This window comes from Martinezella sp. CNPSo 3957 (assembly GCF_057784395.1).
This window is the reverse complement of record NZ_JBXSOU010000001.1, coordinates 521,646-547,831: the sequence shown is the minus strand read 5'-3', so window position 1 is coordinate 547,831 and position 26,186 is coordinate 521,646. Positions and strand designations below refer to the sequence as shown.

Here is a 26,186-nt window from a genome sequence, read left to right as displayed (position 1 = left end):
CCATATTCTGTACCTGATCGTGCAGATCGTGCGGCAAATTGCCTATCGCCGGATCGGGCAGCGTCTGGGGCGGAAGGCCCGACCCGGCGATAGAGCCGGTGGGCGGACCGGCTAGCGAATGGCGCCCGCTGGCGCCAAACTCGTAAATCGAAGCATAAAGGTCGCCGCAACGCGCGCCTATCGATCCCCAAGTTCACAAAGCAATGCTAAAGGAGTGCCTCAATCGTCGGTTAGCTGCGTGCTCTCGGATGGCGTTGCGGTTTCGGATTTCTTTTCCAGCGCATCACGAACTTCCGCGATTTTTCCCGTATTTGTTCCAACGCCGAGGATGCTCTTTGCTTCCGCGAGCGTCTGGTTCGTCACCGGCTTGTTGGATAACTGCGCCAGCGCTGAACGCAAGGCGCTGTCGCTGAGGGCCGGGTCCGTCGGCACTGCCGTCGTTCCATACTGGATTTCGAATTCCGCATATGCCTTCACATAAGCGGAAAGCGCCGCCATCTTCGGATCTTTCGAGTTCAGGTAGGCGTGATAGTCCCGCTTGAGCGAGCTCAGGCTACCTGCACCGGACTTTGAGACATGGCTCTTCGAACTTGCGCTATGGGCTTTGGAGTGTTTATCCGCATGATGCCCGAGCACCGACGATGAGGCGCCCTGTGCCGCCGCCGCATTCGTCGAAGGGCTGCTTGTATCGTTTGTATCGTCGCCCCCGGACTTTTCATGGCCGGAGTTTCCTTGACCATGGCCGCCGCCGTTACCATTGCCATTACCGCCGCCGTTTCCGCCCTTGGCGAATGCCGTCTGTACGAAACCGACAGTAGCTCCTCCGATGGGCGCAAGGGCAAGCACCAAGCCGAGGCTTGTCGCACCAATGATGGAATGGATTTTCATGCGCACTTCCTTCGTAACATGCCCGTCGCCTGTGGCAGCGGCCATATCCAGCAAATCATGCGCACTAGAATATTGCCGAAATCCCAGCTTTCTATCCCGCTCCGACCTATGCCTTGAGGGTTAGGACCATAGTCTGATTGATCCAACCCTATGGTCGCTTAAATTGCAGGCGCCAGATGGCAGTACCCCGCTCGGGACAACGCGGCCGGTGTCGACAACCCAACAGTTGACACTCCATCCTGCTGGGATAGCTATAGAGGGTTGGGAGATCAGTGCCGATTATGCCAGTGCCGCGAGCAAATCATAAATACAAGCTCTCTCCAGCAAGTCTTATCGAACGCTGGAACTCCCAATCCTTGGCCAGACAGTTCCTGCTCGCCGGTGGCTTCGTCGCTCTTTGTGCGATGCTCGTCGTCGGCGCCTTCGTTGCCAATCTGATCGAGAATGCGGTGACGCGCAATTCCGCGGCGACGACGGCCCTTTATGTCGACAGCGTCATCGCCCCACTCCTGCCCGATATGCAAACCACTCAGGCTCTGGACGATACGGTGACACGCGCCCTTGACGAGACCCTGGGCCAAGGTGCGCTTGGCACACGGCTGTTTTCCTTCCGACTTTGGCGCGACGACGGAACAATCCTTTACTCCAATAACAAAGATCTTTCCGGCAAGCGATTTCCGCTCTCGGACAGTCTCAAAACGGCTTTTTCGGGCCAAATGGTCGCCAAATTCAACCGGATCGACGACATGGAAAGCGTGGCCGAACGCAATAGCGGCAAACCGCTTCTGGAAATCTACAATCCGGTGCTTCAACCCTGGTCGGGCAAGGTCGTGGCAGTCTCCGAATTCTACGAGGTCGCCAACGATTTCGAATGGAGCCTTACGCAGGCCCGCCTGCTGAGCTGGCTTGTCGTTGCCGTGTTCACGCTGACATTCTTCGCTCTTCTATCGATCATCGTCCTGCGCGGCAGCCGCACCATCGACAGTCAGCGCATGGCGCTCAATGGCCGCATCGGCGAATTGTCGGCGCTTCTGCGACAGAATGAGGCGTTGCGCGCGCGCGTTCAACGCGCGACCCAGCGCGCCGCCGCGCTGAACGAGAGCTATTTGCGCCGTATCGGCGCCGACCTGCATGACGGTCCCGCCCAATTGGTCGCTTATGCCTCCTTGCGGCTGGACAGCCAGACCCTCATCAGCCCCACCGTCTCGCCAGAGGAGCGCGAAGCATCGCTGGAGACAATCAAATCCAGCCTTGATGACGCCATGGCCGAAATCCGGAGCGTCTGCAGCGGCCTGATGCTTCCGCACATCGAGACGGACAATTTGACCGATCTCTTAAAACGGGCAATCCGTGCCCACGAACAGCGCACCGGCGTCACCGTAGCGCTTCTCGTTGGGGCAGCACCGACAGATCTTTCGACTTCCGCAAAAATATGCGTCTATCGCTTTGTGCAGGAAGCCTTGAACAATGGCTATCGTCACGCCGGCGGAATCGGGCAAAGGGTCGTGCAATCCTTCAAAGACGGCCAGGTCGTGATCGAGGTTGCCGATGAGGGACCGGGATTTGATCCGAAAGAGGTCGGCCCGCAGAAGCTTGGTCTTGCCGGGCTCAGAGATCGGGTCGAAAGCCTCGGCGGCATGTTCCAGCTTTTGTCGTCAGACCGGGGTACCATCGTCCGCATGTCCCTGAACATCGAGGAAATGGAGCAGACATGACAGCAGCAATCACTTTGGCAGTCGTAGACGACCACCCCCTCTTCAGGGAAGGCGTTATCCGCAGCCTGACGGAAATGGATGGGTTTAGCATCGTCGGCGAAGGCAGCAGCAAGGAGGACGCGCTGCGCATAGCGGTGCAGCAGCGCCCGGACATCCTGTTGCTCGACATTTCCATGCCGGGAGGAGGACTGGATGCCCTCTCTCTCATCCTCGGCCAGATACCCGATCAGAAGATCGTTATGCTGACAGTCTCCGAGGCAAGCGACGATGTGATGACGGCGCTCAAGAGCGGCGCAAAGGGCTATGTTCTGAAAGGCGTCGGATCACGGACGCTCGCCGATATCCTTCGCGGTATCGCTGCCGGCGACAGCTATGTCGCACCGACGCTATCGGCGCGTCTGATTTCCGAAAACGGAACCGGTTCCCGAGCCAATCCTTTCAGCGCATTGACGGATCGCGAGCGGGAAGTATTGGAACTGGCTTCTGCCGGATTGAGCAATAAACATATCGGGCTGAAGCTCGATCTGCATGAAAAGACCATCAAGCATCACATGACCCAAATCTTCGCCAAACTGGAGGTGAGCAATAGAACGGAAGCTGCGATGGCGTTCCGGGATGAACTCGAAAGGCGGCGTCAGTGAAGGAGTGATTTGAGCCGCTGCTCGTCGGCAGTTGTCGCATTGCGATTGACGATGGTGCGGCCCTTTGAATCCTTCATCACATAACGTCCGCTCTGTATATTTTCGCTCATGCCGTCCTTGTGTTGAACGCTAATCGATCCGTCGCCATCATCGGAGGACTGGTCGGGATCAACCTGGCTTTGGGTAGCGCTCTTGGTTGCGGACGATCGGCCATTGGCATTGCCGTTGTTGCCATTCCCGTTTCCATTGTTACCGCTGCCGTTTCCGCCTCCATTGCCGCTGTTGCCACCGCCGTTCCCATTGCCTCCCCCGTTGCCTCCTCCATTGCCATTTCCGCCGCCGTTGCCGCCACCATTACCGTTGCCACCTTTGGCCTCGGCCATTTGCTGAGCGAATATCGCGGAAGCACCGTGAATTTTGACAGTGTAGGGAAGTGCAGTGTTGACCAAGGTCAACATCAGGCATGGTAAAGCAGCAATAAGCTTTCGACGTAATAACACCTAAAGCCTCCTGAGGCTCCAACGACGAGCGCCCAACGTTCCATGGGTTCGAAGCGCCTCGGCTATCGCCGATATGGCAAGGGTCCGATCCATATCAAATCGCCGCTACACCGCGAAGGGTCAAGTCTTATCCCACGGATAAGTACAGCATTTGGACTTCAGCAATCCACATCATGACCTTTCGCCGTGGCAGCGTCAGACCAAGGTCGGAGAAAGCGCCGGACCGAAGCCCAATTGCATGATCGCGTTATTGAAACCGACTTCGGCTTGTCAATATGACTGCGGGCACGCCAAAGCCTCGCCGGCACAAGATAAGCCGGTCGAGAGCCAACGGCGTCTCTATAAGAGCGGCACGCCACACGACGTCGTCCGTGCAATCATCCGACAATAGGGGGTAATGCGATGACCCAACACTGGAGGATCTATCTGGCTCGGGCCACACCGCCGGGGGCAATATTGGATTTCTCGGCAGCCGAATTCACGCTCCAGGTTGCGATCAATTTGCGATATTGCCTGAATCTCGTCCGGCCGACGTCCGAATGCATCGAATTGGCCGAACTCGTGTTGCTGCGCGCCAGAAATTACGGTGAAGCCAGAATGGGCCACAGCCCACAATCGTTCGCAGAGGCAGAGGAAGCACTTGCCAATGCAACGAGGCTGCTCGAGATTGAACTTGAATATTGCGCGAAACGAGGCACGAGGGACAGCTGCGATCAAGCAGCCTAAATCTTCGTCATGTTATTCGGCAGAATAACAACAGGAAAATTGTGCCGCTCGTCAGGTTGGAGGCGACCAATGACGCTACGCGCGGCATCTATCGGCTATGACTTTGTCGCAGAAAGCTAGCGACGGCATTGGCCCAATAGCTCCTGCGGCGGCGCATACCTCGGGGGTATGCGCGCGAAAGGAAGGTTTAGTTGCCGCGAACTCCCTTGACGGCGAACGGAATATGCGAGCGGGAAATGCCGAGATCACGAAGAACATGATCGTCCAGGGCGGAAAGCTCGCGCATTGCTCTGCGCTGTTCGCTAAAGCGCTTAATCTTTTCTAACACTTTCATTTTTGCCATCTCCTTTGTTTTCGCGCAAGAGATAGGCATTTACCCGCCTAAATAAAATGCACATGCCTGCAGGATAGCCATGCTGCTTTTGCAAGGCTCATCACAACGGCAGCGGCCAATGCCCATACGCCACGAATTAAGGGAGCTGTCTCACATTCGGGAACAATTGATGGCGCGCTGCTACGACATCGCCGCCTGTCGCCGATATGCGGCCTTATGCCCTGACGCCAATAGTCGCGGGCCTATGCGTCTTTCCATTTGGAAAATGTCGCAGCCTGCCCGCGCAAATTGCCTTCGCGATCCACGAGCTGCCAGACGATACCCTCCTCAATCCAGAACCGCCGTCCGGATTTTGCAATCCTCAGGCCGCGATAGTCGGAGATGAAACCGTTGCGCGTCACCGCATCCAGCAGTTGCTGACGCTCCGTACGGTTGGGAAGCTCCGCTGAAAGTCGCGAGGGAAGCGTCACGAACTCATCCCAGGGATATTCGAAGCAATTCTGAGCAGCCTTGTTGGCGTAGACGAAACGCGGATCGGCATCCGTGTTGTGGGCAAGGACCACGAAAGGTGCCTCATTATAGAGCCAGGCAGGCCCTGCTTGCGCATTGACGAGTGGACGGCCGACAATGCGTTGAAAACTGCCGGTCAGAAGTTCGAAAAAGGCTTCGTCAACCGATAAATCGACGACATTGCTTTCAGGCCTGTCAGTCATCTGTTTTTTCCCGCAATCATGGCGTCGACCGAAGCGATACCTATCAAATCGCGATAAATATCAAAAGCAGGGCAAGCGGGAAGACACGAGCATCCGTTATCAACCTTTCCGCGAAACTATAGTTTCCGAGGAGGTAACTGATAGAAGTGGGTGCCACCGAGCACGTTGCGACCGCTCGCCGGCTGCATCGTCCGTTGCACGACGCAGAGCCACTTCGTCGCGATCTGCCGGCCATTATCTTATCATTGCTTTTATAATTGATTGACCGGTCGGTTTATGCAAGAATTGCACGGTCGCCGCGGGAACGGCGACGGGGAGGAAACATGTCTGAATCCGGCACCGTTCTGTCGGCGTTTGCCGACGGCGTCTTGACGCTTACGCTCAATCGACCCGACAAACTCAATTCCTTTAATGAAGACATGCATCTTGCCCTGCGTGCCGGCTTCGAACGCGCGCATCGGGATGCAGATGTCCGCGCAGTTCTATTGACGGGCGCCGGACGCGGCTTCTCGGCCGGCCAGGACCTCGGCGATCGCGACCCGCGCAAGGGCACTCCCGACCTTGGCCATACGATCGAGATCTTCTACAATCCGCTGCTCCGCCTCATCCGTAGCCTGGAAAAGCCGGTCATCTGCGCTGTCAACGGTGTGGCAGCCGGCGCCGGCGCCAACATCGCCTTTGCCTGCGACATCACGCTTGCAGCACGCTCCGCCCGCTTCATCCAGGCTTTCGCGAAAATCGGCCTGGTGCCGGATTCCGGTGGCACCTGGAACCTGCCTCGGCTTATCGGCGAGGCACGCGCCAAGGCATTAGCGCTGACGGCCGAACCGCTCGATGCGGAAACAGCCGCCAGCTGGGGCCTGATCTGGCGCGCGGTGGACGATGACAAGCTGATGGATGAGGCAACGGCGCTTGCCACCAGGCTCGCTGCCGGCCCGACGAAAGGCCTTGGCCTGACGAAGCGCGCCATTCAGGCGGCAGCGACGAATTCGCTCGACCAGCAGCTGGATCTCGAGCGCGACCTGCAGCGCGAAGCCGGCCGCAGCGCCGACTATGCCGAGGGCGTCACCGCCTTCCTGGAAAAACGCAAGCCGGAGTTCAAGGGCAGATGAGCGCCGCGGAGAGCCTTTCGCCGCAGGCGCTGGCGGAAGCCTGTGCGAGAGCCATGTGGGATGAAGACAACGCCACGCGCCATCTCGGCATGGAGCTTGTGTCCGTCGCGTCCGGCGAAGCGACCATCGCCATGACCGTTGCGGCGACCATGACCAACGGTCACGGCACCTGTCATGGCGGCTACATCTTCACGCTCGCTGACTCCGCCTTCGCGTTCGCCTGCAATAGCTACAACCAGCGCACCGTCGCCCAGCACTGTTCGGTGACCTTTATTGCGCCGGCTTTCAATGGTGACCGGCTGACGGCGACGGCGCGGGAGGTGTCGCGCCGAGGACGAGGCGGCATCTACGATATCGCGATTACCAATCAGCATGGCGAGCAGATTGCGGAATTCCGTGGCCACTCGCGAACCGTCAAGGGCGCACTTTTGCCGGCATAGAATTCGCGCGCCGGAAGTACGGGCTTTTCTGGAGGAGACATTGATGGAAAACCTTTCGCCGCGTGCGGGTGAGCTTGAAGCAATCGAAACTACCTCCCGCGACGAGATTTCCGCGCTGCAGCTCGAGCGCATGAAATGGACGCTCACCCATGCCTATGAGAACTCACCCTTCTATAAAAGGCGTTTCGACGAGCTGGGCGTGCATCCCTCCGATCTCAAGACCTTATCGGACATCACCAAATTTCCTTTCACGACCAAGAAAGATCTTCGCGACACCTATCCTTTCGGCATGTTCGCCGTGCCGCGCGAAAGGCTTGTCCGCATCCATGCCTCCTCCGGCACGACAGGCAAGCCGACCGTCGTCGGCTATACCGCCAGGGACGTTGATACCTGGGCGAGCCTCGTTGCCCGCTCGATCCGAGCCTCCGGCGGCCGGGCGGGTGATCTGGTGCATATCGCCTACGGCTATGGCCTGTTCACCGGCGGCCTCGGCGCGCATTACGGTGCGGAGAAGCTTGGCTGCACGGTGGTCCCTGTATCGGGTGGCATGACGGAACGGCAGGTGGCGCTGATACAGGATTTCAAGCCGCGCATCATCATGGTGACGCCTTCCTATATGCTCTCGATCCTCGACGAATTCCGCCGCCAGGGCCTCGACCCCAGAGAAAGTTCGCTCGCCGTCGGCATCTTCGGCGCCGAACCATGGACCAATGCCATGCGCGAGGAAATCGAGCACGCCTTCGATATGCACGCCGTCGACATTTACGGCCTCTCGGAGGTCATGGGTCCGGGCGTCGCCAGCGAATGCGTCGAGAGCAAGGATGGGCTGCACATCTGGGAAGACCACTTCTATCCGGAGATCATCGACCCGGTCACCGGCACGGTCTTGCCAGACGGCGAACTCGGCGAGCTGGTGTTCACGACGCTGACCAAGGAAGGCCTGCCGATCATCCGCTACCGGACGCGCGACCTGACGCGGTTGCTGCCAGGCACCGCCCGCTCCATGCGCCGCATGGAAAAGATAACCGGACGCTCCGACGACATGACGATCCTGCGCGGCGTCAACGTCTTTCCGACGCAGATCGAGGAGCAGATCCTCAAATGCCGCGGGCTTGCGCCGCACTTCCAGATCGAACTAACACGCTCCGGCCGCATGGACGACATGACCGTTCATGTGGAGTGCACGCTGGAGGCGGCCGACGAAACGGCGCGAAATGTTTCGGCAAGGGAACTTACCCACCACATCAAGAACATCGTCGGTGTCTCGACGAAGGTCATGGTGCACTCTCCAGGCGGCGTTGCACGCTCGGAAGGCAAGGCCAAACGCATCGTGGACAACCGTCCGAAAGAATGATCGGCATCTGGTGGGATAGCCTGGCAAGCATTTGATTGTATATGGGGAGGATCGGCCGCAAGGCACGGTCAAGTTAATCGGGAATGAGCAAAGCAGGATCATATGGCACGCACACGCGCAGTTGATTTCGAGGAAAAGCAGCGTGGCATCTTGGCGAGTGCCGCGGCTGTTTTCGCCGAGGTGGGCATGGAAAAAGCGTCCATGTCGATGATCGCTTCGCACGGTAACGTCTCGAAAGCCCTGCTCTATCACTACTATCCCGGCAAGGACGCGCTGATCTTCGACATCGTGCAAACGCATCTGATGGAGCTGGAGGGCGCGATCGAAGCAGCAGACCGCACAGACGTGACACCACAGGAGCGGCTGCGCCTGCTGGTGAAAGCCGTGCTTAGGAACTATGAGGGCGCCGACAACGAGCACAAGGTGCAGCTGAACGGCACGCATGCCCTGTCGCAGCAGCAGCTGGCGGAATTGCGGACGATCGAGCGGCGCATCGTCCGGCGCTTCTCCATCGTCATCGAGGATCTCAATCCGGACCTCAACAAGAACAAGCCATTGCTGATGCCGGTTACCATGTCGCTTTTCGGTATGATGAACTGGGTCTATATGTGGTTCCGGCCCAACGGGCCGATCACCCGCGACGAATATGCCGACATTGCCACCACCCTCATCCTCGAAGGGGTCAAGGCCGTCCGTTGAGACGCCGCTGACGCGGTCGCTCAATCGCCGAATTTCATCCTTTCAAGGACAAGCGGATCATATTCCGGCGCGCGGATGCGGCGGCGATCCGGCTCAGGTGCCGTCAGCGGCTCGACGGCCACCAGCTTCTCCTTCGCCTCCAGCGCCAACCGTTGATAGATGGCGGTGCCCTGGCTCTTCCAGGCGATCTCTTCCGGCGTCAACTCACGAACCACGCGAGCCGGCGCTCCCACGGCGAGACTGTTTGCCGGGATTTTGGCTCCGGCCTTGACGAAGGCCATGGCCGCAACGATGGCGTTTTCACCGATGACGGCTTCGTCCATGATGACGGCATTCATGCCGACCATGGCATTGGCGCCGATGCGGCAGCCGTGCAGCACCGCACCGTGGCCGACATGCCCCGCCTCGCCGATCGTCACTTCCAGATTCGGGAAGCTGTGCACGACGCAAGTCTCCTGCACATTCGAGCCACGCTCGAGCACGATACGCCCGAAATCGCCGCGCAACACCGCGCCCGGCCCGACATAGCAGGCGGGGCCAATGATAACGTCTCCGATGACGGTTGCGGCCGGATGCACGAAGGCTAAGGGATCGATGACCGGGATCACGCCGTCATAGGAATAGATCTGCGCCATTCAGTCGGCTCCCAAACCTTCCACATCGCGACCGGTTTCGGCCACAGCCTCCATCCGTTGCGCGAACTCGCGACGCAAGGTGCGGCGAAGCTGGGCGGCCTTGTGCCGGCGGATATCAACCGGCGTGACCGGCACCAGTTCCGGCACGCGGACCGGACGGCCGGCCTCGTCGACAGCAACCATGGTGAAATAACAGGAATTGGTGTGGCGGCGTTGGCCGGAACGAATATTCTCCGCTTCCACCCGTATGCCAACCTCCATGGAGGTGCGACCTGTATCATTGATCGAGGCGCGGAAGGTGACGAGTTCGCCGACATTGATCGGCTCCTTGAACAGCACCTGATCGACCGACAGCGTTACCGCATATTGCTTGGAATAGCGCGACGCACAGGAGAAGGCGACGCGATCGAGCAGGTTCAGAAGGGCGCCGCCATGCACCTTGCCGCTGAAATTCGCCATGTCAGGCGTCATCAACACGGTCATTTCCAGGCGATGCGGATCTTGCTCGGTCGTCGTCATGCGCTCACTCTCTCGTTTTCGCCACCATCGTCAGAACGTCATATTGCGCGACGACGGCATCCAGCTGGTTCGTTACCTTGCAATCCCAGCGCACCTCGCCATGCTCGGCATTGATGCGGGGATTGATCTCCTTGCAGGTCAATTGCACCTGGAGCGTATCACCCGGATTGACCGGTGTCAGGAAGCGCAGATTGTCGACCCCATAATTTGCAAGAACCGGGCCCGGGGTCGGATCGACGAAGAGGCCGGCGGCGAAAGAGACAATGAGATAGCCGTGCGCCACGCGTCCCTCGAAGAACGGATTGGCCTTGGCCGCCTCCTCGTCCATATGGGCGTAGAAGGTGTCGCCGGTGAAATTCGCGAAATGCTCGATATCGTCGAGTGTCACCGTGCGCTTCGCGGTTATGAGTTGGTCGCCGATTTTGAGCTCGGCGAGCGACTTGCGGAAGGGGTGCTCGCCGCCGGTGCTGGCGTCCGCGCCATCCATCCACCGCCCCGTCACGGCCGAAAGCAGGCGCGGAGTGGCCTGAACAGCGGTCCGCTGCATATAGTGCTTCACGCCGCGGATACCGCCGAGTTCCTCGCCGCCGCCGGCACGACCGGGGCCGCCGTGAACGAGGCCCGGCAGCGGTGAACCATGACCGGTGGAGCTCTTGGCGCTCGAGCGGTTGCCGATCATCACACGACCGTGGAATGGTGCGAGACCAAGAACGACCTCCTCGGCGAAATGAGGATCGTTCGTGAAGACGGAAGCAACGAGGCTGCCCTTGCCGCGCCGCGCCAGATCGACAGCCTCTTCCGCCGTATCATAGGGCATGACGGTGCTGACCGGGCCGAAGGCCTCGACATCGTGAATGGCACGCGCCGAGCCCGGCTTGTCGCAATAGAGCAGAACCGGATTGAGGAAGGCGCCGGCGCTCGCATCACCGGACATGACATGCGGATTATCGGGATCGCCGCCGACGATCTCGGCATCGGCAGCAAGATCCCGAATGCGCGCCCGCACCTCCTCGCGCTGGCCGAGGCTCGCAAGCGGTCCCATGCGAACCGTCTCATCGGCCGGATTGCCGATCGCCGTCTTGCCGAGGCGATCGGTCAAGGCCGCAATGAGCGCTTCGCTATAGGAGCGGGGTGCAATGACGCGGCGGATGGCCGTGCACTTCTGCCCGGCCTTGACTGTCATCTCGCGCGCGACCTCCTTGACGAAGAGGTCGAACTCTTCCGTGCCGGGGGCCGCGTCGAGCCCGAGGACCGCAGCATTGAGGCTATCGGCCTCCATCGTGAAACGTACGGAATTTTCGATAATCGCCTTGCGCGTCTTGAGACGCTGGCCGGTCGCCGCCGAGCCGGTGAAGGTCACCACATCCTGGCCTTCGACATGATCGAGGAGGTCACCGACCGAACCGCAGACGAGCTGCAGCGCACCTTCCGGCAGCAGGCCGATTTCGATGATGCGGCGAACCATGAGTTCGGTGAGGTAGGCCGTCTGGCTTGCCGGCTTGACGATGGCGGGAACGCCGGCAAGCAAGGTCGGCGCGATTTTTTCCAGCATGCCCCAGCAGGGGAAGTTGAAAGCATTGATGTGAACAGCGACGCCCTGCAGCGGGCTTAGGATATGTTGTGCGGAAAAACTCTGATCCTTGGAGAGCTGCTCCGCATCGCCATCGAGTAGCACACGCGCATTCGGCAGCTCGCGACGGCCCTTGGAGGCGTAGGACAACAAGGTTCCGATACCACCTTCGATGTCGATCCAGCTGTCCGCACGCGTGGCGCCGGTCGCAGTCGAAAGCGCGTAGAATTCTTCCTTCCTCTCAAGCAGCGCCTGCCCAAGCGCCTTTAGCATCGCCGCGCGCTCGTGGAAGGACATCCGCCGCAGCGCCGGGCCGCCCTTGTCGCGGCCATAAGCCAAGGTCTGCTTGAAATCGATACCGGAGGAATCGATGGACGCGACGGGCACGCCGGTCGATGCATCGAGCAGCGGCACGCCTTCTCTGGCGCCGGCGACCCAGGTGCCCCCGACATAACTTTCAAGCCGGCGCGGCTGCTTTGCCATGATGTTCATCCGTGTTTCCTTCCTTCATCTTTCCGGCGATCCGAGCGGAAACCGCGAAGCACTTTCCCGGACGTACTCAAGTCAATCCAAGCGCAGACAGCTGCGCATCGACATCACCCCGCCATCCGGCAAGCAGGGTCTCGTTGGGCTGGTGGCGCAGGCCGAAGCGCGACAATGTTTCGAAGCGTGCCGAGCCGGCGTGACCGAAGCTCGCGGCAACGCGGGGATACCAGTAGGCAACCGAAGCCCGTGCCTTCGCCCGTCCCTCATCATCGGCCACGATGCGGGCAAGACCGGCAGCGCCGAGTTCGGCATGTCGTTTTTCGCGCGGCAGAATGGCGCGGAAGACCTCGGCCAGCGGCTGGTAGGAAACGCGCGCCAGCTCCCTCAGCTGTACGACACTGGCAGCACCCATGAGTACGTTCATGACGACCGCATCCGTCCAGCCTTCGAGCGGATAGTGAAAGACGGAGAGCCGCATGTCGCCGCCCTGCCTGACCGCGCCGATATCGGCATCGCGGGAAAGCCGCGCCGCCCAGGGATGGTGGACGGCATAGCGGCCGCCATCGACACCGAATGTCTCCATGATCTTCAGGACCTGGCCGGCATGATCGGTCTTTTCCAGCACGATGCGCGCGGCGGAAATGCGTTCCTGAATCCCTGGCGCATCGTTGATGATATCGGCGAAGCCAGCGGAACCCGCCAGTTCGCTATCGACAAAGCTCGCCATCAGACGCAAGAGCTCGCCGCGATAGCGCGGAGGCGCGTTGTCGGGCGAGGACAGCATGCCACCCTCCTGCAGATATTGCTCGATCGGCATCGTCTCGGACATCTTGTTCCTCCCTTCGATGCGATCCTATTGATCGTAACTGACAACGATACGGTCGGTGAGCGGGTAACACTGACAGGTCAGCACATAGCCCTGGCGCACCTCGTAATCCTCGAGCGCGTGATTGGCCTCCATCTCGACCTCGCCTTCGAGAACCTTGGCCCGGCAGGTGGAACAAACGCCGGCCTTGCAGGCGTAGGGAACATCCATTGCATTTTCGAGCGCGGCATCGAGCAGGCACAGGCCGTGCTTCGGGAACTTGAAGATGCGCGTCGCGCCATCGAGCGTGACCGTCGCCTCGCAGCTGGTTTCATGATCGGCAGCGGCTGCGCTCTCCACCTTGCGCCGCGCGCGGCCCGGCTGCGCGGAGGCGAAAAGCTCGAACTTGATCTGGTCGTCGCGCATGCCGTGATTGCGCAGCGCCGCGGCGATCGCCAGCATCATCGGCTCGGGACCGCAGATGAAGGCTGTCGCAACCGACTTGATGTCGATCCAGCTCTTGAAGAGCGCCTTGCACTTCTCCGCATCGATCCGTCCCGTAAAAAGGTCGATCTCCTGCGCTTCGCTCTCAAGAATGTGCAGCACCGACAGACGGCCGAGATAGAGATTCTTTAAGTCGTCCAGCTCTTCGCGGAACATGATCGAGCTGATCTGCCTGTTGGCATAGACCAGCGTGAAGACCGAGCGCGGCTCGCGCGCCAGCACGGTCTTGATGATGGAGAGGATCGGTGTGATGCCGCTGCCGCCGGCAAAGCCGAGATAGTGTCTTGCCACCTCCGGCTCGATCGCGGTGAAGAAGGCTCCCATCGGCGGCATGGCTTCCAACGTGTCGCCGGCTTTCAGGTTTTCATTGATCCAGGTCGAGAAACAGCCGCCATCCACGCGCTTGACGCCGACCTTCAGCACGTCCTCGTCCTTCCCCGCGCAGATCGAATAGGAGCGGCGCAATTCCTCGTCGTCGAACTTGCGGCGGAATGTGAGATATTGGCCCTGTGTGAAATCAAAGACGGCCCGATCCTCCTCGGCTGGCGCAAGCGTGACGACAACCGCATCGCGCGTCTCGCGGCGCACATCGGTGACGGTCAGGGGATGGAAACGTGCCATGGATGCGGGCCTCGTTGGGTCAAATGCACTTGAAATAATCGAACGGCTCGAGACACTCGGTGCAGCGATAGCTCGCCTTGCACGGCGTCGAGCCGAACTGGCTGATCTTTTCCGTGTTCGTCGATCCGCAGCGCGGACAGGCAATCACAAGGTTCGAGCGGCTGGAAAGCCGATCGATGCGCTTCATCAAGATGCCGTCGGCTGCCGTGCCATCGATCGGTGGGGCGATGCCGTAAGCGCGCAGCTTCTCGCGTCCCTCTATACTGATCCAATCCGTCGTCCAGGCGGGCGACAGCTGCCGCTCGAGGCGTACCCGGTCGATGCCCTTTTCGGCCAGTGCCCGTTCGATATCGAGATTGATTACCGTCGTGGCGGGACAGCCCGAATAGGTCGGCGTCACCGTGACGACAAGCGTATCACCCTGCCAGCCGACGTCGCGGATGATGCCGAGATCGGTCAACGAAATCACCGGCATCTCGGGGTCCGGCACCTCCGACAGCCAGTGCCAGATTTCATCGACTGAAGGATGCAGCGCGGTCGCCATTTGCGCCCCCCTACCAGGTCGCGCCCGGATAGGCGCGCTGCAGGAACTGCATCTCGGCCAGGAGATAGCCGAAATGCTCGGTGTGAACACCTCGCCGGCCGCCCTTGTGCATATAGCCATCCATCGGGCGGTCGAGCGTCGCTTCGGCGAGCGCATCGGAAACGATCTCGTCCCAGCCCGCCTTGAGGCTTTGCGGTTCCGGGATCACGCCGGCCTGTGCCAGGGCCGCATCGGCGGCATCGCCGACGAACATTTCGCCCGTGAAGGCCCAGAGATCGTCGAGAGCCTCCTGCATACGGCGATGGCTTTCCGCCGTGCCGTCGCCAAGGCGGGTGACGAGGTCACGGCTGCGGTCGAGATGATAGGAGACTTCCTTGAAAGCCTTTTCCGCGATTTCGGCGATGCGCCGGTCGGCCGAACCTTTCAAAGCTTTCAGCAACAGATAGTGCCAGGCGTCAAAGAGGAATTGCCGCATCAGCGTCTTGCCGAAATCGCCGTTGGGGCGTTCGACGAGCAGGATATTGCGGAACTCGAAACCATCGCGCAGATAGGCAAGATCGTCAGCCGAGCGGCCCTCGCCCTCCACCTCGCCCGCAAGACCAAGCCAAAGTTGCGTCTGGCCGATGAGATCAAGGGCGGTGTTGGCGAGCGCGATATCCTCTTCCAGCGCCGGCCCGCGGCCGCACCATTCGGAAACGCGGTGGCCGAGGATCAGCGAGTTATCGCCGATGCGCAGGAGAAATTCGACAAGAGCGGCCTGATCGACCGCCTGCTCAAGGGTAGCGGTCGCCATCACATGTGCCCCACTTCATCGGGAATATCGAAGAAGGTCGGGTGACGATAGACCTTCGAATTAGAGGGATCGAACAGCGGTCCCTTCTCCGAAGGTGCGCTTGCAGTGATTTCGGACGAGCGCACCACCCAGATGCTGACGCCTTCGTTGCGACGGGTATAGACATCGCGTGCATTGTTGATCGCCATCTCCGCATCGGGCGCATGCAGGCTGCCGACATGGCGATGGTTGAGGCCGTGCTGACCACGAATGAAGACTTCCCAAAGCGGCCATTCGCTCGACATGTTTCTCACTCCCTGACTATTCCGCCCGCCTTATTCGGCGGCGACCTTTGCGGCGGCGCGACGCTCGGCAGCCTTCTCGGCATGCGCCGTCAAGCCGTCGCGAAACCACGCGCCATCATCCCAGGCCTGTTTGCGGGCATTCAGCCGCTCCGCATTGCAGGGACCGTTGCCGGCGATGACGTTGAAGAATTCCTCCCAGTCCGGCTCGCCGAAATCATAGCCGCCCTTTGCCTCGTTCCACTTCAGATCGGGATCGGGGACGGTCAGGCCGAGATATTCGGCCTGCGGCACGGTCTGGTCGACGAATTTCTGCCGCAGTTCGTCATTGGAATTCTGCTTGATCTTCCAGGCCATCGATTGGGCCGAATGCACGGAGGCGTCGTCCGAAGGGCCAAACATCATCAGCGACGGCGACCACCAGCGGTTCAGCGCATCCTGCACCATGGCCTTCTGCGCCGGCGTGCCCTTCACCATTTTCATCAGGATGTCGAAACCCTGGCGCTGATGGAAGCTCTCTTCCTTGCAGATGCGCACCATCGCCCGCGCGTAGGGGCCGTAGGAACAGCGCTGCAACGGAACCTGGTTCATAATGGCCGCGCCATCGACCAGCCAGCCGATCGCGCCGATATCGGCCCAGGTCAGCGTCGGATAGTTAAAGATGGAGGAATATTTGGCCTTGCCGGAATGCAGCTGCTCATACATTTCGTCGCGGCTGATGCCGAGCGTCTCGGCGGCACAATAGAGATAGAGGCCATGGCCGGCTTCGTCCTGCACCTTGGCAAGCAGGATCGCCTTGCGTTCCAGCGTCGGCGCGCGGGTGATCCAGTTGCCCTCCGGCAGCTGGCCGACGATTTCCGAATGGGCGTGCTGGCTGATCTGGCGGATCAGTGTCTTGCGATACCCCTCCGGCATCCATTCCTTCGGCTCGATCTTCTGGCCGGCATCGACGCGCTCCTGAAAGGCGCGCTCCTGCGGGTCCATCTCGTCGAGGGAACGAACGCGGGCGCCATCGGTTTTCACCATCTGTGCATACATTGATCTTTCCTCCGTCTTCGCGCCTCCCGCGCGATCGAGAATGATCGCAAGCCTGCAGTCGTCTTGAAGACTTCAGTCAAGCTGACGCTTCACGGCACCGCCACTATAAGCCTGCTTCTTGTTCTCCTCCACGAAACAGCGATCCGGGGCAAACGCATTAACCGACCGATCGGTCATTGTATTAGCATACGATATGTCACAATACAAATGAATTTTTAGAGTTTTCTGTGACATTCAATGCCGTGAATGCGCGTGGCGAGCCGAGCTCCCTTATTATGTACCTGAGCGGATTGATCCTTCAGCGGGCCTCGAGGTGATCGAGCCGAGCCTGGCTTGCCGGCGTCGTCTCTGGAAGCTTGCCCGACTCGTTCACGAAACGGCGAGCGACATGGCCGTCAGCCTTTTTTGACAGGCGCAAATAAAGTTCGGCAAACAGCCGCCGCGCCTCCTCGCCGGGCCAATCGGCGGGCAGGGCGGACTTGGGAAGATGCGGCTCGCGCAACATGATCAGGCGATACTGATGCACGAGCAGCAGCCGGGCAATCAAGCAATCGAACGGCGATAGCGCGGCACAATTTCCGACGCGTTCGAAAAATGAACCGAACCGGGCAATGAATTCGCTATAGGCTTCCGCGAAGCGTGGCAGGTTCCATGCCTCTTCGGCAAATTCCCGCAACGCGCCGTTTTCGGTCGCCAACTGCGCGTCGAAGACGACGACGCGGCCCGGCAGGGGCGGTGCAGGATGCGTTCCCACTGCGAGACGCGGGTTCAGCCTGGCAAAACCCTCCCGCTCAAGGCCCTGCATGATCTCTTCCGGCGCAGGTCCGTTGATGAGGACAAATTGCCAGCGGACCGCGGGTTGCGGTCCGTAGAACAGGCTCGCAGCCTCGACGAACTCGGCTTGAGCGACATCGGTCAGCCGATAGAAGCTGCGACGCCCTTCGCGCTCGCCAGCAAGCCGACCAGCTGCCACCAATCGCGACACCGCGGTCCGCACCAGCGTTTCGGTGATCCCGACGCTTTTGCACGTCTCGATGAGGTTGCCGATCCAGACAACGCCGCCCCGCGGCTCGATGACATCGCCGTAGATCGTCACGATAAAACTCGCGGCTTTTATCGGCAGGTCGATAAGGAGCGCCGCGACCGCTTCGCTCAAATCATGGCCGAGTTTGACGTTATCAGCCGACACTCCAACCCTGCTCCGCATCTGCAATCGTTAGGATCTATTAGCGTGAGATACTATCGGTATTCAAGCAAACGCAGTCAAAGCACGCGCTGCTCAGCTATCGCGACACATTCGTCGGCAACGCCGTGGTGTATTTGACGCATTTCAGCGAGAAATGCGACGATGAGCTCAGCACCGCTTCATGGGTCAGGATACCTCGCATCAAAAGGCCTTCATATTCCCTGACATCGGCGACGACGGCACGGATCAGGTAATCCCACTCCCCCGACATGGAGTAGCATTCCAGCACCTCGCGATAGCTGGCGATGAACTGCTCGAAATCGCGGCGGGTCGGAGGATCGTGGGTCTTCATCTTGACCTGGCAGAAGACGTTCAGCCCCTTACCAATCTTGTCGGGATCGACAAGGCGAACCGTCCGGCCCAACACGCCGGCGCTTTCCAGCGCCTTGATCCTTCGCCAGCAGGACGCGGGCGATGCCCCGACCTTTTCTGACAGCGCCGCCTGACTGATATCGCCCTCCTCCTGCAGCACGCGCAGAATCGCTCTGTCGACGTGATCAAGATCGAAATTCTCCATTCATAAACCCGCCAGTCATGAAATACTTATTTCAAACCCTACGTCAAAATCTGCAAAATTGAAAGGAATCGAGCTGACGCCTGAATTAAAATGGTTTGGCCATCTGCAGGAGGATCATATGGCCCAGCTAGCCTTCAAAAGCCACGAGCGGAACTCGCCCGACGATCGCATCGACTGGCGCCGGGTTGCCTATCTCGTTCACCTCTCCCGGGCTCTCGACGAGATGGAGGAAAAGCGTCTCGTTCCGGAAAAGAAGGTTCTCTATCAGTTTTCCGCACGTGGCCACGACATGGCGCAGATCCTCCTTGGAATGCAGCTGACCGGCCTCCACGATGCGACGTGTGGCTATTATCGCTCGCGGCCACTTCTGCTTTCGCTTGGCGTCGATCCGGCCGATGCGCTCGGCTCAGCCATGGGCCGCGCCGGCGGTTATTCCGACGGCCGCGACATCGGTGTCGTCTTCAACTATCCGAACCGTTCCGGCGCCTCCGCTCTGCCCATGTGCGGCGGCGTCGGTGCGCAATATACGCCGACGGCCGGCTGGGCGCAGGCGATGAAATACTACGCGACCACTTTGGGTCGGAAAGAGTATGCGCGGGACATCGGCGTCGCCCTCGGCGGCGACGGCTCGGTCGCCTCGAACGGCTTCTGGGCGGCATTGACAGCCGCAACGACGCAACAATTGCCTATGCTGTTCTACATTGAAGACAATGGCTTTGGCATTTCGGTGCCTTCGACGGCGCAGACGCCGGGAGGGAATATCGCAGCCAATCTCGCAAGCTGGAAAAATCTCGCAATCTTCGACGGCGACGGATGTAACCCGGCTGAAGCCGCGCATCTGGTGCAGGATGCCGTCTCGTTTATTCGTGACGAACGCAAGCCGGCGCTTCTCAGGCTCACGGTTCCGCGGCTGGAGGGTCACAGTTTTCAGGATACGCAGACCTACAAAAGCGAGGAAACCGTAAAGCGCGAATGGGAGCGCGATCCCCTGCCGCGCCTGAAGGATTTCCTCGTTCCCGCCGTGATGACGATGCGGGAGTGGGATGCCTGCGAAAGCGAAGCGCGCGATATAGCCGAAAACGCCCGTGCGCAAGCTGAAAACAGGCCGGTCGCCACCCCCTCCTCCGTGACCCGCCATATGTTCTTCGACGGCGATATGCAGACGATGGGCGGGCAGCACCCATCCGGATATGAGCCTCCAGCGACAACGGATGTACCGGAAACCTCCGGCCCACGCATCAACATGGTCACGGCCATCCGCAGAACGCTCGAACACGAGATGTCGATCAACGAGCGCGTTGTCATGTTCGGCGAGGATATCGGCCCCAAGGGCGGGGTCCATGCCGTCACCCTCGGCATGCAGGAAAAATTCGGCAGCGAGCGCGTTTTCGATACTTCGCTATCCGAAGAGGGGATTATCGGCCGTGCTGTCGGTATGGCGCTCGCCGGGCTCGTCCCCATTCCCGAAATCCAGTTCCGGAAATATGCCGAGCCGGCCACCGAACAGCTCAACGACTGCGGCACCATCCGCTGGCGTACCAACAATCGCTTCGCAGCTCCCATCGTGGTCCGCATGCCCGGCGGTTTCTTCAAATGCGGCGACCCCTGGCACAGCCAAACCAACGAAGTGGCCTTCGTCCATCAGCCAGGCTGGAAAGTTGCCGTTCCATCGAATGCAGAGGATGCCGTCGGCCTGCTGCGAACCTCGATCCGCGGCAACGACCCGGTCATCTTCTTCGAGCATAGAGCCATGCTCGATGATGCCTGGGCGCGTCGCCCCTACCCCGGTGATGATTTCGCGCTGCCCTTCGGCAAGGCGAAGCTGACGCGGACCGGCAGCGACATCACCATCGTCACCTGGGGCGCCATGGTGCAGCGCTGCGAGGAAGCAGCCGAAGGTATCTCCGCCGATATCCTCGATCTTCGTACACTGATGCCTTGGGATCGGGAGGCCGTACTCACATCGGTCGCCAAGACGCACCGTTGCCTCATCGTCCACGAGGATCTCGAAGCTGCAGGCTTCGGCGCGGAAATTGCCGCCGTCATTGCGGACAAGGCCTTCACGGATCTCGATGCGCCGGTCTCTCGGCTCGCCATGCCGAATATTCCGAGCCCGCATAATCCCGCTCTTCTCGATTGGGCCGTGCCCTCGACGAAGCGGATTGCCAAGCGCATTGCCGAAATCCTGGAGTTTTAGGGATGACTGGTATCATCGAGATCACGGCTCCGATCGAACAGGAAGGCACGAAGGCGGTCGTCCGGAACTGGCTGAAACGGATCGGCGATCATGTGCGGGAAGGCGACGCGCTTGTCGAACTGGAAACCGACAAGGTCACTCAGGAAATACCGGCTCCTTGCGACGGTATTCTGAGCGAAATCGCCATGAAGGATGGCGATGACGCCACGCCGGGAGCGATCCTCGGACGCATGAGCATCGAAAACGCGAACAGCGTTGCAGCGCAAGCGGCCGAGGCTCCGTCGCAGATACAGCCGGCCTCACCTGCCACGGCCTCCGCTACCGCTTATTATTCACCTGCCGTTCGCAAGGCAGCCGAGGAATACGGGATCGACCCGGCCGGTCTGAAAGGCAGCGGCAGGGAGGGACGGGTCACGCGCGCCGATATGGATCATGCGCTGGAAACCGCCAAGCCGCACCCATCCGCGCCGGTGTCACAACGGGCCGAGGCTGGGCAGACTCCGCCGGCAGTCGCGGCTGACGGCAAATCTCGGATCGTTCCCCATTCGGCCATGCGGCTTTCGATCGCAAGGCACATGGCTCAATCATTAGCGACGGCACCGCAGGTCACCGCTATCTTCGAGGCGGATTTCACGGCAATCATGCGCCATCGCGAAAACAACAAGGCCCGACTGAAGGCCGAAGGCGTGAACCTATCCTATACTGCCTATTTCGTGGCGGCATCGGTTGCGGCCATGAAACTCGTGCCTGAAGTCAACAGCCAATGGCATGATGACAGTCTCGAGATCTTCGAGGATATCAATATCGGGATCGGCATCGCATTGGGCGACAAGGGCCTGGTCGCGCCGATCATTCGGCAGGCGCAGAATCTCCAACTTGAGGCGATTGCCGCAAGGCTCCAGGATCTAACGGACCGGGCGCGATCCAATGCGCTCAAGGCCGACGATATGAAAGGCGGAACCTTCACGATCTCCAATCATGGCGTTTCCGGCTCGCTGGTTGCCTCCCCCATCATCATCAACCAGCCGCAATCCGCCATCCTCGGCATCGGCAAGCTGGAGAAGCGTGTCATCGTTCGGGAGGTCGATGGGGCCGATACGATCCAGATCCGCCCGATGGCCTATGTGTCCCTGACGATTGACCATCGCTCCCTGGACGGCCACCAGACGAACGCGTGGTTGTCGGAATTCGTGCGGGTTCTGCAGGATTGGCCGCAATAGGGAAAGGGATGGGTCAATGAATAAGACAGCATTTTTCGACAGCCTTGCGGAACAGAAGCCCGATCCCCTGCTTGAACTGATTGCCAAGTTCGCGGCCGACCCGAGGCCCGGAAAGATTGACCTCGGCGTCGGTGTCTATCGCGATGAAACGGGCCAAACGCCGGTCATGAAAGCTGTCAAGGCAGCTGAGCATCAGCTCTGGGAAACGCAGCAATCCAAATCCTATATCGGTCCGGAAGGCGATCCTGTTTTCCTTAGAGCGTTGGCGTCCGAAGTCTTCGGCGAGCGCCATGGTGGCAAGCCGGTCGCGGGAATTCAGACACCGGGCGGCACCGGCGCTCTGCGTCTGGCTGCGGAACTGCTTGCTCTCGACAAGCGACGAAAAATCTGGGTCGGCACGCCCACTTGGGTCAATCACCAGGCAATCTTTGCCAGCGTCGGCCTTCAGATCGCAACCTATCGCTTCTTTGACATTGAAAAGCAGGCCGTTCTTGTTGACGAGATGCTGACAACCTTGAATAGAGCCGCTCCCGGCGATGCGGTGCTGTTGCAGGCGAGCTGTCATAATCCGACAGGTGCGGCTTTATCGCAGCAAAACTGGCGAGATATTGCCGACATCATCGCTGCCAGGGGATTGATCCCGCTCTTCGACAACGCTTATCAGGGCCTTGGGCGTGGACGCGTTGAAGATGCAGCCGGCATGATTAATGTCATCGAAGCGGTCGGCGAGGCCATGGTTGCCGTCTCCTGTTCCAAGTCCTTTTCGCTCTATCGAGAGCGCACCGGCGCGGCCTATCTCTTCGGCAATCAGCAAGCTCCGTTGAACAAGGGCATCGGCAATCTGGCAAGCTATGCCCGCACCAGCTATTCCATGCCGCCCGCGCACGGAGCAGCCATTGTCGCCGCTATTCTCGATGACCCTTCGCAGCACCAGGTCTGGGTCGATGAACTCAGCGAAATGCGCAACCGCATAACCGAAATCCGCCAGGCCGCCGCCGAAGCCTTTGCACAATTCCATCCTGATCTCGCCAATATCGCTTCGCAGGAAGGTATGTTCTCCCTTCTGCCGATCTCCTCGGAAAATGTTCGGCGGCTTCGCTCCGAGCATGGCATCTACATGCCGGATTCGGGTCGGATTAACATGGCCGGGATGCGGGTTAGGGATATTGCATCCGTAGCGGAGCGCATCGGTCCCTATCTAACTTGACGTACTCAACAGGCGACGATCTCTTCCAGCGCCAACGCGGCACCCAGCAACCGCTCATCATGGTTCTTGGGAGCCGACAGCAGGAAGGCGGCCGGCATGCCGGCTTCATCCGCCCCACAATAAGGGCATCGCTCACATAAGCGCTCTGAGATGCCATTATTGTACGAGCACGGGCTGCGTACATCTCGCGTCGGTGACGCTCACATCAGCCTGGCCGATACCGATGCCGAGGAGACCGAGTGTGCCGTATAGAACCTGATCAAGCGGCGCGGTCACGACCGACAGCGTGTCAGCAATGGCCGAGAGCACGTCCTTTGGCGTCCCGAGCGTCAGGAAGAGCAATTGAATGGTGATGGTGGCGTTTTTCAGAAGCGACGAGACCGTGGATGTCAAGACGCTGTTGGTAGAAACCGTCTTGATCGTGCCGGCCGAAATCTCCGGAGGCTGAAAGGTCAGTCGCGTCGGGCTCATGTTGGCGATATCGACCTGCGCGCTCGCGATCACTTTCAGAAGAAGGGAATCGATGATCGCAGCCGGCGTGACCCGCGGTTCGGAGCCGAAATTCGCGAAAGCCGACGTATTGACGTCGCCCAGATCCACCTCGGCAACACCAGGCACGGCATCTATGCCGACGACGGCATTTGGCATAGAGCCGCCGACACAGGTGATCGAAGCAAGCTTCGCTTCGGCAGGGGCCAGCTCGATATAAAGGGGAACCCTGAGCTTCAGCCCGGCAATCACCGAAAGACCGGTGACGGCGACTTCAAGCGCCGCACGGACCTGCGGCGTTCGAACGATCGTGCCCGGTGCACCTACGGCCAGGGCCGGCGTCTGCTGGGACATTTCCCCGATCGCCAACGTCAATTTTGCCGTGGCGACTCCGGGCAATGCCGCTCCGAGATCAAGCGCAATCTGCCTTTGCTGGTTGGCAGCCATTGCCGTGGTGGAAATGAGATCCAGCACGTTGATATTGGCAGTCATATTGGGGGATGTGCCGACAATATTGCGCCCCAGCGGACCAAGATTGACGATATCCTGCAGCTTTACGGTCAGTTTCGTGGTACCGAGCGTTTTGCCCAGATTGTTGATGAGGGTGACGACTCCGGCCGAAAGATTCGTCGATTTGCCGAGGGCGCCGAGAATCTTGTCGTAGGTGACGTCGGTTGCCAGAAGCTCGTTATAGCTTACGCCGGTAAGTTTGAGATCCGTAGCCAGCAGATTGAGAAAGCTCAGAAGATTGACATTCGCACTGATGAGCGACTGATAGTCGACAACCTTCAGGGAAACCTGCGTTCCGAGCAAGGTACCGAGCAGCTGGTTGAGAATGCCGCCATTGAGGCTCGCAAGCCGCGATCCTATCGAAAAGGCGGCCAGACGCTCGCTGGACGCGGTGCCCGTCGCGCTCAAGGTCGGCGGCGTAGCAAAGGCGGAAGCGAAAGGCATCACCGCCTTCTGGGTCAGTGTCACCTTTACGGAATCATATGGCGCGGCTCCCGTCGACGAGAAGCGGTTTGCCAGCGGCACCGATGTGTCCGCCGTATAGGTGCCGAGCACGAAATTGGCCACGGTCTCATATTGGCCGGAGTTGGCCGTGGCCGCACTGACCAGCCCGTTGCTCGTCATATAGTTGCTGCCAGAGGCGACGGCCGCCGTGGTGCCGTTGCTTTGCAGATTGTTCAAAAGTGCAGTTTGCGCATTTGTAATATTGGAAGCAGCCGATATCGCACCAATGTCGCTCAACTGCTGCAGGTGTCGCTGCTGCAGCGTCATCATGCCATAGTCGACGCCGAGACCAAGGCAATAAAGGATCAAAGGCGAGACGAGCGCGGTCGTGATCGCGACGTTTCCTCGCTTGTCTTTAAGCGACGCGAGCCCGCCGAGAAGCTGTTTCATTACAGACCTCCCAGGCGAATGGTCGAATAGCGGCGGATGGTGGGATCCGGCATCGCGAAGGTATAAAGGTTCCAGATCGGAAGATCCGACGCGTCATAGCTGGCACTGACCGTAAGCTGGTTGGCATTGGTCGGATCTGTGGCGACGGTCACCGTCAACTTGGTCTTGTCGATGAAAGCATCGTTGATGGTCGAATTGGTGACGAAGCTCTGAACCAGCTGGCTTCGCTCGTTTGCCGATAGCCCGGCGATTGCCGTGCGGGCGGCGTCGGCAGTCAATTGCTGCAGCGAATGAGCAGCAGTGAGATAGATGGCAAAGGCAATCAGCGTCAGAAGCAGAAGGAAAAAAAGCGGTGCGATGAGTGCGAATTCGACCGCTGCGGCTCCCTCTTTGTCCCTGTTGAAATGAGAAACACGATACATGGTCCTGTCTCCTTTGATGACCATCGTCTTACGATGACGGTCGAGGAGAGCTTAGGCTTCGGACGTTAATTTTATATTTCTAAATAAGATATCTTCTAATATGATTACATCTTAAAGGATATTGAATATTCGACCTAATTACCGTGCACGGGCAAATGTTCGCGACGACAAACGTCAAGTATTGCCCATCGGCCAAATCGAATTTCCGCGGCGCCCCACGAGGGGGGTGACGCGAAATGCTCCCCTCCCAACGTTGCTTCTTGCCCGCACCGCACGTTCGACGGCGCCAGCCTCTTCGATGCCCGGATCAACAGCGGACATCTACTTTTTCTTCGGCACCAGATCCCAGCCGCCCTGGATGTTTCTCACGAAACGGCAGTTTCCCTTGTAATAAGTGACGGCGCCCGTCCGATCCACCTTGATGGAAGTCGGCAGCAACTGTGCCCCCGCCTTGAGCCGCTCGACCATATCGAGCGCCTCCTGCCTCTTTCCCGCGCGGATCAGTGCCATCAGCTTTGACTCGTGTTTCATCCTCTGTACTCCCATTGGTGGAGGTCTAAGGGCGG

At 59.6% G+C, this 26,186-nt stretch carries 27 protein-coding genes; 9 read left to right on the top strand and 18 right to left on the bottom strand.

Going from position 1 to position 26,186, the window contains the following annotated elements; all coding sequences use genetic code 11:
- Window positions 1–219 precede the first annotated feature (219 nt).
- Complete coding sequence (locus AC13QE_RS02540; protein WP_488482440.1) at window positions 220–888, bottom strand: hypothetical protein; 669 nt, start codon at window positions 886–888, stop codon at window positions 220–222.
- Window positions 889–1,169: 281 nt separating this feature from the next.
- Between AC13QE_RS02540 and AC13QE_RS02535 the strand changes: the two genes are divergently transcribed.
- Both AC13QE_RS02535 and AC13QE_RS02530 read left to right on the top strand, forming a co-directional pair.
- Window positions 1,170–2,603, top strand: coding sequence for a sensor histidine kinase (locus AC13QE_RS02535; RefSeq protein ID WP_488482439.1), 1,434 nt, complete (start codon window positions 1,170–1,172; stop codon window positions 2,601–2,603).
- Complete coding sequence (locus tag AC13QE_RS02530) at window positions 2,600–3,244, top strand: response regulator transcription factor (protein ID WP_132717818.1); 645 nt, start codon at window positions 2,600–2,602, stop codon at window positions 3,242–3,244. The genes AC13QE_RS02535 and AC13QE_RS02530 overlap by 4 nt, the downstream gene beginning before the upstream one ends.
- Here the strand turns inward: AC13QE_RS02530 and AC13QE_RS02525 are convergent.
- From AC13QE_RS02525 to AC13QE_RS02515, 3 genes are all read right to left on the bottom strand, one after another.
- Complete coding sequence (locus AC13QE_RS02525; RefSeq protein ID WP_488482868.1) at window positions 3,238–3,702, bottom strand: hypothetical protein; 465 nt, start codon at window positions 3,700–3,702, stop codon at window positions 3,238–3,240. The genes AC13QE_RS02530 and AC13QE_RS02525 overlap by 7 nt on opposite strands.
- Window positions 3,703–4,657: 955 nt before the next feature.
- Window positions 4,658–4,804 (bottom strand): DUF1127 domain-containing protein, encoded by a 147-nt coding sequence (locus AC13QE_RS02520; RefSeq protein ID WP_488482867.1) that lies wholly within the window; start codon window positions 4,802–4,804, stop codon window positions 4,658–4,660.
- Window positions 4,805–5,046: 242 nt separating this feature from the next.
- Window positions 5,047–5,517, bottom strand: coding sequence for an MEKHLA domain-containing protein (locus tag AC13QE_RS02515; protein WP_488482438.1), 471 nt, complete (start codon window positions 5,515–5,517; stop codon window positions 5,047–5,049).
- A 323-nt stretch (window positions 5,518–5,840) separates the two neighbouring features.
- Here AC13QE_RS02515 and paaG point away from each other — a divergent pair, with 323 nt between their 5' ends.
- The 4 genes from paaG (at window position 5,841) to AC13QE_RS02495 (ending at window position 9,122) form a co-directional block, all read left to right on the top strand.
- Entirely contained in the window at window positions 5,841–6,629 is a 789-nt protein-coding gene (gene paaG, locus AC13QE_RS02510; RefSeq protein WP_488482437.1) for a 2-(1,2-epoxy-1,2-dihydrophenyl)acetyl-CoA isomerase PaaG, read from the top strand.
- Window positions 6,626–7,069 (top strand): hydroxyphenylacetyl-CoA thioesterase PaaI, encoded by a 444-nt coding sequence (gene paaI / locus AC13QE_RS02505; RefSeq protein WP_488482436.1) that lies wholly within the window; start codon window positions 6,626–6,628, stop codon window positions 7,067–7,069. The genes paaG and paaI overlap by 4 nt, the downstream gene beginning before the upstream one ends.
- Window positions 7,070–7,112: 43 nt before the next feature.
- Window positions 7,113–8,423, top strand: a complete 1,311-nt coding sequence (paaK, locus tag AC13QE_RS02500) for a phenylacetate--CoA ligase PaaK (protein ID WP_488482435.1) — start codon at window positions 7,113–7,115, stop codon at window positions 8,421–8,423.
- Window positions 8,424–8,525: 102 nt separating this feature from the next.
- Complete coding sequence (locus tag AC13QE_RS02495) at window positions 8,526–9,122, top strand: TetR/AcrR family transcriptional regulator (protein ID WP_015342515.1); 597 nt, start codon at window positions 8,526–8,528, stop codon at window positions 9,120–9,122.
- Between the two features lie 20 nt (window positions 9,123–9,142).
- Here the strand turns inward: AC13QE_RS02495 and AC13QE_RS02490 are convergent, their stop codons facing one another.
- The 11 genes from AC13QE_RS02490 to AC13QE_RS02440 form a co-directional block, all read right to left on the bottom strand.
- Complete coding sequence (locus AC13QE_RS02490; protein ID WP_488482434.1) at window positions 9,143–9,757, bottom strand: acyltransferase; 615 nt, start codon at window positions 9,755–9,757, stop codon at window positions 9,143–9,145.
- Window positions 9,758–10,276 carry an acyl-CoA thioesterase gene (locus AC13QE_RS02485; RefSeq protein ID WP_488482433.1) on the bottom strand — a complete coding sequence of 173 codons (519 nt, stop codon included), beginning with the start codon at window positions 10,274–10,276 and terminating at the stop codon, window positions 9,758–9,760. It lies immediately after the preceding gene.
- Between the two features lie 4 nt (window positions 10,277–10,280).
- Window positions 10,281–12,338, bottom strand: coding sequence for a phenylacetic acid degradation bifunctional protein PaaZ (gene paaZ, locus AC13QE_RS02480; RefSeq protein WP_488482432.1), 2,058 nt, complete (start codon window positions 12,336–12,338; stop codon window positions 10,281–10,283).
- 67 nt (window positions 12,339–12,405) lie between these two features.
- Window positions 12,406–13,161: a Phenylacetic acid catabolic protein gene (locus tag AC13QE_RS02475; RefSeq protein ID WP_488482431.1), complete on the bottom strand. Its 756-nt coding sequence runs from the start codon at window positions 13,159–13,161 to the stop codon at window positions 12,406–12,408.
- A 24-nt stretch (window positions 13,162–13,185) separates the two neighbouring features.
- On the bottom strand, window positions 13,186–14,262 hold the full coding sequence (gene paaE, locus AC13QE_RS02470; protein ID WP_488482430.1) for a 1,2-phenylacetyl-CoA epoxidase subunit PaaE: 1,077 nt from the start codon (window positions 14,260–14,262) through the stop codon (window positions 13,186–13,188).
- A gap of 19 nt (window positions 14,263–14,281) precedes the next feature.
- On the bottom strand, window positions 14,282–14,806 hold the full coding sequence (paaD, locus tag AC13QE_RS02465; protein WP_488482429.1) for a 1,2-phenylacetyl-CoA epoxidase subunit PaaD: 525 nt from the start codon (window positions 14,804–14,806) through the stop codon (window positions 14,282–14,284).
- Window positions 14,807–14,816: 10 nt separating this feature from the next.
- Complete coding sequence (gene paaC, locus AC13QE_RS02460) at window positions 14,817–15,599, bottom strand: 1,2-phenylacetyl-CoA epoxidase subunit PaaC (protein WP_488482428.1); 783 nt, start codon at window positions 15,597–15,599, stop codon at window positions 14,817–14,819.
- The gene (gene paaB / locus AC13QE_RS02455) at window positions 15,599–15,883 is read right to left on the bottom strand and encodes a 1,2-phenylacetyl-CoA epoxidase subunit PaaB (RefSeq protein WP_069061017.1); all 285 of its coding nucleotides are present in this window, start codon (window positions 15,881–15,883) and stop codon (window positions 15,599–15,601) included. The genes paaC and paaB overlap by 1 nt, the downstream gene beginning before the upstream one ends.
- Window positions 15,884–15,913: 30 nt before the next feature.
- A complete protein-coding gene (paaA, locus tag AC13QE_RS02450; RefSeq protein WP_488482427.1) occupies window positions 15,914–16,918 on the bottom strand; it encodes a 1,2-phenylacetyl-CoA epoxidase subunit PaaA in 1,005 nt (334 codons plus the stop codon).
- A gap of 298 nt (window positions 16,919–17,216) precedes the next feature.
- Window positions 17,217–18,107 carry a phenylacetic acid degradation operon negative regulatory protein PaaX gene (paaX, locus tag AC13QE_RS02445; RefSeq protein ID WP_488482426.1) on the bottom strand — a complete coding sequence of 297 codons (891 nt, stop codon included), beginning with the start codon at window positions 18,105–18,107 and terminating at the stop codon, window positions 17,217–17,219.
- Between the two features lie 94 nt (window positions 18,108–18,201).
- Window positions 18,202–18,681: an Lrp/AsnC family transcriptional regulator gene (locus AC13QE_RS02440; protein WP_132717802.1), complete on the bottom strand. Its 480-nt coding sequence runs from the start codon at window positions 18,679–18,681 to the stop codon at window positions 18,202–18,204.
- A gap of 118 nt (window positions 18,682–18,799) precedes the next feature.
- Between AC13QE_RS02440 and AC13QE_RS02435 the strand changes: the two genes are divergently transcribed.
- From AC13QE_RS02435 to AC13QE_RS02425, 3 genes are read left to right on the top strand one after another with little or no spacing between them, the layout of a single operon-like run.
- Window positions 18,800–20,878 carry an alpha-ketoacid dehydrogenase subunit alpha/beta gene (locus AC13QE_RS02435; protein ID WP_488482425.1) on the top strand — a complete coding sequence of 693 codons (2,079 nt, stop codon included), beginning with the start codon at window positions 18,800–18,802 and terminating at the stop codon, window positions 20,876–20,878.
- 2 nt (window positions 20,879–20,880) lie between these two features.
- Window positions 20,881–22,098: a dihydrolipoamide acetyltransferase family protein gene (locus AC13QE_RS02430; RefSeq protein WP_488482424.1), complete on the top strand. Its 1,218-nt coding sequence runs from the start codon at window positions 20,881–20,883 to the stop codon at window positions 22,096–22,098.
- A 16-nt stretch (window positions 22,099–22,114) separates the two neighbouring features.
- Complete coding sequence (locus AC13QE_RS02425; RefSeq protein ID WP_488482423.1) at window positions 22,115–23,305, top strand: aromatic amino acid transaminase; 1,191 nt, start codon at window positions 22,115–22,117, stop codon at window positions 23,303–23,305.
- A gap of 156 nt (window positions 23,306–23,461) precedes the next feature.
- On the opposite strand, the gene AC13QE_RS02420 is transcribed toward AC13QE_RS02425, so the two are convergent.
- From AC13QE_RS02420 to AC13QE_RS02410, 3 genes are all read right to left on the bottom strand, one after another.
- Window positions 23,462–25,198: a pilus assembly protein TadG-related protein gene (locus AC13QE_RS02420; protein WP_488482422.1), complete on the bottom strand. Its 1,737-nt coding sequence runs from the start codon at window positions 25,196–25,198 to the stop codon at window positions 23,462–23,464.
- Complete coding sequence (locus AC13QE_RS02415) at window positions 25,198–25,620, bottom strand: TadE/TadG family type IV pilus assembly protein (RefSeq protein ID WP_488482421.1); 423 nt, start codon at window positions 25,618–25,620, stop codon at window positions 25,198–25,200. Before AC13QE_RS02415 ends, AC13QE_RS02420 begins: the two co-directional genes overlap by 1 nt.
- Before the next feature lie 321 nt (window positions 25,621–25,941).
- Window positions 25,942–26,151: a hypothetical protein gene (locus AC13QE_RS02410; protein WP_132717796.1), complete on the bottom strand. Its 210-nt coding sequence runs from the start codon at window positions 26,149–26,151 to the stop codon at window positions 25,942–25,944.
- Window positions 26,152–26,186 lie beyond the last annotated feature (35 nt).

Coding starts and splice junctions, on each gene's coding strand:
- AC13QE_RS02540 (WP_488482440.1), bottom strand. CDS start 888: ATGAAAATCCATTCCATCATTGGTGCGACAAGCCTCGGCTTGGTGCTT.
- AC13QE_RS02535 (WP_488482439.1), top strand. CDS start 1,170: ATGCCAGTGCCGCGAGCAAATCATAAATACAAGCTCTCTCCAGCAAGT.
- AC13QE_RS02530 (WP_132717818.1), top strand. CDS start 2,600: ATGACAGCAGCAATCACTTTGGCAGTCGTAGACGACCACCCCCTCTTC.
- AC13QE_RS02525 (WP_488482868.1), bottom strand. CDS start 3,702: ATGTTGACCTTGGTCAACACTGCACTTCCCTACACTGTCAAAATTCAC.
- AC13QE_RS02520 (WP_488482867.1), bottom strand. CDS start 4,804: ATGAAAGTGTTAGAAAAGATTAAGCGCTTTAGCGAACAGCGCAGAGCA.
- AC13QE_RS02515 (WP_488482438.1), bottom strand. CDS start 5,517: ATGACTGACAGGCCTGAAAGCAATGTCGTCGATTTATCGGTTGACGAA.
- paaG (WP_488482437.1), top strand. CDS start 5,841: ATGTCTGAATCCGGCACCGTTCTGTCGGCGTTTGCCGACGGCGTCTTG.
- paaI (WP_488482436.1), top strand. CDS start 6,626: ATGAGCGCCGCGGAGAGCCTTTCGCCGCAGGCGCTGGCGGAAGCCTGT.
- paaK (WP_488482435.1), top strand. CDS start 7,113: ATGGAAAACCTTTCGCCGCGTGCGGGTGAGCTTGAAGCAATCGAAACT.
- AC13QE_RS02495 (WP_015342515.1), top strand. CDS start 8,526: ATGGCACGCACACGCGCAGTTGATTTCGAGGAAAAGCAGCGTGGCATC.
- AC13QE_RS02490 (WP_488482434.1), bottom strand. CDS start 9,757: ATGGCGCAGATCTATTCCTATGACGGCGTGATCCCGGTCATCGATCCC.
- AC13QE_RS02485 (WP_488482433.1), bottom strand. CDS start 10,276: ATGACGACGACCGAGCAAGATCCGCATCGCCTGGAAATGACCGTGTTG.
- paaZ (WP_488482432.1), bottom strand. CDS start 12,338: ATGAACATCATGGCAAAGCAGCCGCGCCGGCTTGAAAGTTATGTCGGG.
- AC13QE_RS02475 (WP_488482431.1), bottom strand. CDS start 13,161: ATGTCCGAGACGATGCCGATCGAGCAATATCTGCAGGAGGGTGGCATG.
- paaE (WP_488482430.1), bottom strand. CDS start 14,262: ATGGCACGTTTCCATCCCCTGACCGTCACCGATGTGCGCCGCGAGACG.
- paaD (WP_488482429.1), bottom strand. CDS start 14,806: ATGGCGACCGCGCTGCATCCTTCAGTCGATGAAATCTGGCACTGGCTG.
- paaC (WP_488482428.1), bottom strand. CDS start 15,599: ATGGCGACCGCTACCCTTGAGCAGGCGGTCGATCAGGCCGCTCTTGTC.
- paaB (WP_069061017.1), bottom strand. CDS start 15,883: ATGTCGAGCGAATGGCCGCTTTGGGAAGTCTTCATTCGTGGTCAGCAC.
- paaA (WP_488482427.1), bottom strand. CDS start 16,918: ATGTATGCACAGATGGTGAAAACCGATGGCGCCCGCGTTCGTTCCCTC.
- AC13QE_RS02440 (WP_132717802.1), bottom strand. CDS start 18,681: ATGGAGAATTTCGATCTTGATCACGTCGACAGAGCGATTCTGCGCGTG.
- AC13QE_RS02435 (WP_488482425.1), top strand. CDS start 18,800: ATGGCCCAGCTAGCCTTCAAAAGCCACGAGCGGAACTCGCCCGACGAT.
- AC13QE_RS02430 (WP_488482424.1), top strand. CDS start 20,881: ATGACTGGTATCATCGAGATCACGGCTCCGATCGAACAGGAAGGCACG.
- AC13QE_RS02425 (WP_488482423.1), top strand. CDS start 22,115: ATGAATAAGACAGCATTTTTCGACAGCCTTGCGGAACAGAAGCCCGAT.
- AC13QE_RS02420 (WP_488482422.1), bottom strand. CDS start 25,198: ATGAAACAGCTTCTCGGCGGGCTCGCGTCGCTTAAAGACAAGCGAGGA.
- AC13QE_RS02415 (WP_488482421.1), bottom strand. CDS start 25,620: ATGTATCGTGTTTCTCATTTCAACAGGGACAAAGAGGGAGCCGCAGCG.
- AC13QE_RS02410 (WP_132717796.1), bottom strand. CDS start 26,151: ATGAAACACGAGTCAAAGCTGATGGCACTGATCCGCGCGGGAAAGAGG.